The sequence below is a fragment of the Streptomyces sp. ISL-43 genome, from assembly GCF_018614195.1.
GTDB lineage: Bacteria > Actinomycetota > Actinomycetes > Streptomycetales > Streptomycetaceae > Streptomyces.
The window spans coordinates 1-5137 of record NZ_JAGGOT010000078.1 but is presented as its reverse complement, the minus strand read 5'-3'; the positions used below and the strand labels follow the sequence as shown (position 1 = coordinate 5137).

Below are 5137 nucleotides of genomic sequence, written 5' to 3'. Positions count from 1 at the left end.
CTTCAGAACTAACACAGTGGACGCGAGCAACTGAGGACAAGCCCTCGGCCTATTAGTACCAGTCAGCTCCACCCGTTACCGGGCTTCCACATCTGGCCTATCAACCCAGTCGTCTACTGGGAGCCTTACCCTCTCAAGGAGGTGGGAATACTCATCTTGAAGCAGGCTTCCCGCTTAGATGCTTTCAGCGGTTATCCCTCCCGAACGTAGCCAACCAGCCATGCCCTTGGCAGGACAACTGGCACACCAGAGGTTCGTCCGTCCCGGTCCTCTCGTACTAGGGACAGCCCTTCTCAATATTCCTACGCGCACAGCGGATAGGGACCGAACTGTCTCACGACGTTCTAAACCCAGCTCGCGTACCGCTTTAATGGGCGAACAGCCCAACCCTTGGGACCGACTCCAGCCCCAGGATGCGACGAGCCGACATCGAGGTGCCAAACCATCCCGTCGATATGGACTCTTGGGGAAGATCAGCCTGTTATCCCCGGGGTACCTTTTATCCGTTGAGCGACGGCGCTTCCACAAGCCACCGCCGGATCACTAGTCCCGACTTTCGTCCCTGCTCGACCCGTCGGTCTCACAGTCAAGCTCCCTTGTGCACTTACACTCAACACCTGATTGCCAACCAGGCTGAGGGAACCTTTGGGCGCCTCCGTTACCCTTTGGGAGGCAACCGCCCCAGTTAAACTACCCATCAGACACTGTCCCTGATCCGGATCACGGACCGAGGTTAGACATCCAGCACGACCAGAGTGGTATTTCAACGACGACTCCACAACCACTGGCGTGGCCGCTTCAAAGTCTCCCACCTATCCTACACAAGCCGAACCGAACACCAATATCAAACTATAGTAAAGGTCCCGGGGTCTTTCCGTCCTGCTGCGCGAAACGAGCATCTTTACTCGTAGTGCAATTTCACCGGGCCTATGGTTGAGACAGTCGAGAAGTCGTTACGCCATTCGTGCAGGTCGGAACTTACCCGACAAGGAATTTCGCTACCTTAGGATGGTTATAGTTACCACCGCCGTTTACTGGCGCTTAAGTTCTCAGCTTCGCCACACCGAAATGTGACTAACCGGTCCCCTTAACGTTCCAGCACCGGGCAGGCGTCAGTCCGTATACATCGCCTTACGGCTTCGCACGGACCTGTGTTTTTAGTAAACAGTCGCTTCTCGCTGGTCTCTGCGGCCACCCCCAGCTCACGGAGTAAATCCGATCACCAGTGATGGCCCCCCTTCTCCCGAAGTTACGGGGGCATTTTGCCGAGTTCCTTAACCATAGTTCACCCGAACGCCTCGGTATTCTCTACCTGACCACCTGAGTCGGTTTAGGGTACGGGCCGCCATGAAACTCGCTAGAGGCTTTTCTCGACAGCATAGGATCATCCACTTCACCACAATCGGCTCGGCATCAGGTCTCAGCCTTAATGAGGGACGGATTTGCCTACCCCTCGGCCTACACCCTTACCCCGGGACTACCACCGCCCGGGTTGGACTACCTTCCTGCGTCACCCCATCGCTTACCTACTACAAGTCTGGTTCGCCGGCTCCACCACTTTCCTTTCCCCGAAGGGTCCGGAACGGCTTCACGGACTTAGCATCGCCTGATTCGATATTGGGCGTTTCAAAGCGGGTACCGGAATATCAACCGGTTGTCCATCGACTACGCCTGTCGGCCTCGCCTTAGGTCCCGACTTACCCTGGGCAGATCAGCTTGACCCAGGAACCCTTAGTCAATCGGCGCACACGTTTCTCACGTGTGTATCGCTACTCATGCCTGCATTCTCACTCGTGAACCGTCCACAACTAGCTTCCGCTGCTGCTTCACCCGGCACACGACGCTCCCCTACCCATCCCAGCGGGCGTTGGCCCTATTGCTGGAATGACACGACTTCGGCGGTACGCTTGAGCCCCGCTACATTGTCGGCGCGGAATCACTTGACCAGTGAGCTATTACGCACTCTTTCAAGGGTGGCTGCTTCTAAGCCAACCTCCTGGTTGTCTCTGCGACTCCACATCCTTTCCCACTTAGCGTACGCTTAGGGGCCTTAGTCGATGCTCTGGGCTGTTTCCCTCTCGACCATGGAGCTTATCCCCCACAGTCTCACTGCCACGCTCTCACTTACCGGCATTCGGAGTTTGGCTAAGGTCAGTAACCCGGTAGGGCCCATCGCCTATCCAGTGCTCTACCTCCGGCAAGAAACACGTGACGCTGCACCTAAATGCATTTCGGGGAGAACCAGCTATCACGGAGTTTGATTGGCCTTTCACCCCTAACCACAGGTCATCCCCCAGGTTTTCAACCCTGGTGGGTTCGGTCCTCCACGAAGTCTTACCTCCGCTTCAACCTGCCCATGGCTAGATCACTCCGCTTCGGGTCTAGAGCGTGCAACTCAATCGCCCTATTCGGACTCGCTTTCGCTACGGCTTCCCCACACGGGTTAACCTCGCTACACACCGCTAACTCGCAGGCTCATTCTTCAAAAGGCACGCAGTCACGACCGTTATTCCGAAGAATAACGGCGACGCTCCCACGGCTTGTAGGCACACGGTTTCAGGTACTATTTCACTCCGCTCCCGCGGTACTTTTCACCATTCCCTCACGGTACTATCCGCTATCGGTCACCAGGGAATATTTAGGCTTAGCGGGTGGTCCCGCCAGATTCACACGGGATTTCTCGGGCCCCGTGCTACTTGGGAGATTCTTAAGCAAGCCGCTGATGTTTCGTCTACGGGGGTCTTACCCTCTACGCCGGACCTTTCGCATGTCCTTCGACTACATCAACGGTTTTTGACTCGCCGACCGGCCGGCAGACCGATCAAAAGAATTCCCACAACCCCGCATGCGCAACCCCTGCCGGGTATCACACGCATACGGTTTGGCCTCATCCGGTTTCGCTCGCCACTACTCCCGGAATCACGGTTGTTTTCTCTTCCTGCGGGTACTGAGATGTTTCACTTCCCCGCGTTCCCTCCACACTGCCTATGTGTTCAGCAGTGGGTGACAGCCCATGACGACTGCCGGGTTTCCCCATTCGGACACCCCCGGATCAAAGCTCAGTTGGCAGCTCCCCGGGGCCTATCGCGGCCTCTCACGTCCTTCATCGGTTCCTGGTGCCAAGGCATCCACCGTGCGCCCTTAAAAACTTGGCCTACAGATGCTCGCGTCCACTGTGTAGTTCTCAAGCAACGACCAGCCACCCATCACCCCACCAGACAAGCTGGCGAGTTCACTGGGGCCGGCATCGCAGAAGGACAGCCTTTCGGCCGTACCCTCAGATACCCAACAACGTGCCAAGCACCAGACCTCCTCCGAATCCTCTTTCCACGCCGAAGCAGTACTTGAGAATCATCAGATCATCTGGTGCCAACTAATCAACGTTCCACCCTGAGCTGACCGTGCAGAACGTTTGTCTGCAATCGGTACTGTGCTCCTTAGAAAGGAGGTGATCCAGCCGCACCTTCCGGTACGGCTACCTTGTTACGACTTCGTCCCAATCGCCAGTCCCACCTTCGACAGCTCCCTCCCTTACGGGTTGGGCCACCGGCTTCGGGTGTTACCGACTTTCGTGACGTGACGGGCGGTGTGTACAAGGCCCGGGAACGTATTCACCGCAGCAATGCTGATCTGCGATTACTAGCAACTCCGACTTCATGGGGTCGAGTTGCAGACCCCAATCCGAACTGAGACCGGCTTTTTGAGATTCGCTCCACCTCACGGTATCGCAGCTCATTGTACCGGCCATTGTAGCACGTGTGCAGCCCAAGACATAAGGGGCATGATGACTTGACGTCGTCCCCACCTTCCTCCGAGTTGACCCCGGCGGTCTCCTGTGAGTCCCCATCACCCCGAAGGGCATGCTGGCAACACAGGACAAGGGTTGCGCTCGTTGCGGGACTTAACCCAACATCTCACGACACGAGCTGACGACAGCCATGCACCACCTGTATACCGACCACAAGGGGGGCACTATCTCTAATGCTTTCCGGTATATGTCAAGCCTTGGTAAGGTTCTTCGCGTTGCGTCGAATTAAGCCACATGCTCCGCTGCTTGTGCGGGCCCCCGTCAATTCCTTTGAGTTTTAGCCTTGCGGCCGTACTCCCCAGGCGGGGAACTTAATGCGTTAGCTGCGGCACCGACGACGTGGAATGTCGCCAACACCTAGTTCCCAACGTTTACGGCGTGGACTACCAGGGTATCTAATCCTGTTCGCTCCCCACGCTTTCGCTCCTCAGCGTCAGTAATGGCCCAGAGATCCGCCTTCGCCACCGGTGTTCCTCCTGATATCTGCGCATTTCACCGCTACACCAGGAATTCCGATCTCCCCTACCACACTCTAGCTAGCCCGTATCGAATGCAGACCCGAGGTTAAGCCTCGGGCTTTCACATCCGACGTGACAAGCCGCCTACGAGCTCTTTACGCCCAATAATTCCGGACAACGCTTGCGCCCTACGTATTACCGCGGCTGCTGGCACGTAGTTAGCCGGCGCTTCTTCTGCAGGTACCGTCACTTTCGCTTCTTCCCTGCTGAAAGAGGTTTACAACCCGAAGGCCGTCATCCCTCACGCGGCGTCGCTGCATCAGGCTTTCGCCCATTGTGCAATATTCCCCACTGCTGCCTCCCGTAGGAGTCTGGGCCGTGTCTCAGTCCCAGTGTGGCCGGTCGCCCTCTCAGGCCGGCTACCCGTCGTCGCCTTGGTGGGCCATTACCCCACCAACAAGCTGATAGGCCGCGGGCTCATCCTTCACCGCCGGAGCTTTCAACCCCCGCCCATGCAGGCAGGAGTATTATCCGGTATTAGACCCCGTTTCCAGGGCTTGTCCCAGAGTGAAGGGCAGATTGCCCACGTGTTACTCACCCGTTCGCCACTAATCCACCCCGAAGGGCTTCATCGTTCGACTTGCATGTGTTAAGCACGCCGCCAGCGTTCGTCCTGAGCCAGGATCAAACTCTCCATGAATGTTTACCCGTAATCGGGTGCACACGCACTTAGAGCGGGACAGTCATGTCGGAATAAGACCGACCGTCCACTGCGTCCTCGCTGTGTAATTGCCTGCAAGCATCACGGCAGAACCGCGACCTCACAGGTCTTTTTCAAAGGAACCTCATCCACCGAAATGGACGGGGTAGC

2 rRNA genes are annotated in these 5137 nt (G+C 56.9%); both read right to left on the bottom strand.

What is annotated here, in order from left to right:
* Positions 1-32: 32 nt before the first annotated feature.
* Positions 33-3155: ribosomal RNA gene (locus tag J7F03_RS35830) — 23S ribosomal RNA — on the bottom strand.
* Between the two features lie 286 nt (positions 3156-3441).
* Positions 3442-4966 (bottom strand): 16S ribosomal RNA (locus J7F03_RS35825).
* Together the 16S and 23S rRNA genes form the textbook arrangement of a ribosomal RNA operon.
* Positions 4967-5137 lie beyond the last annotated feature (171 nt).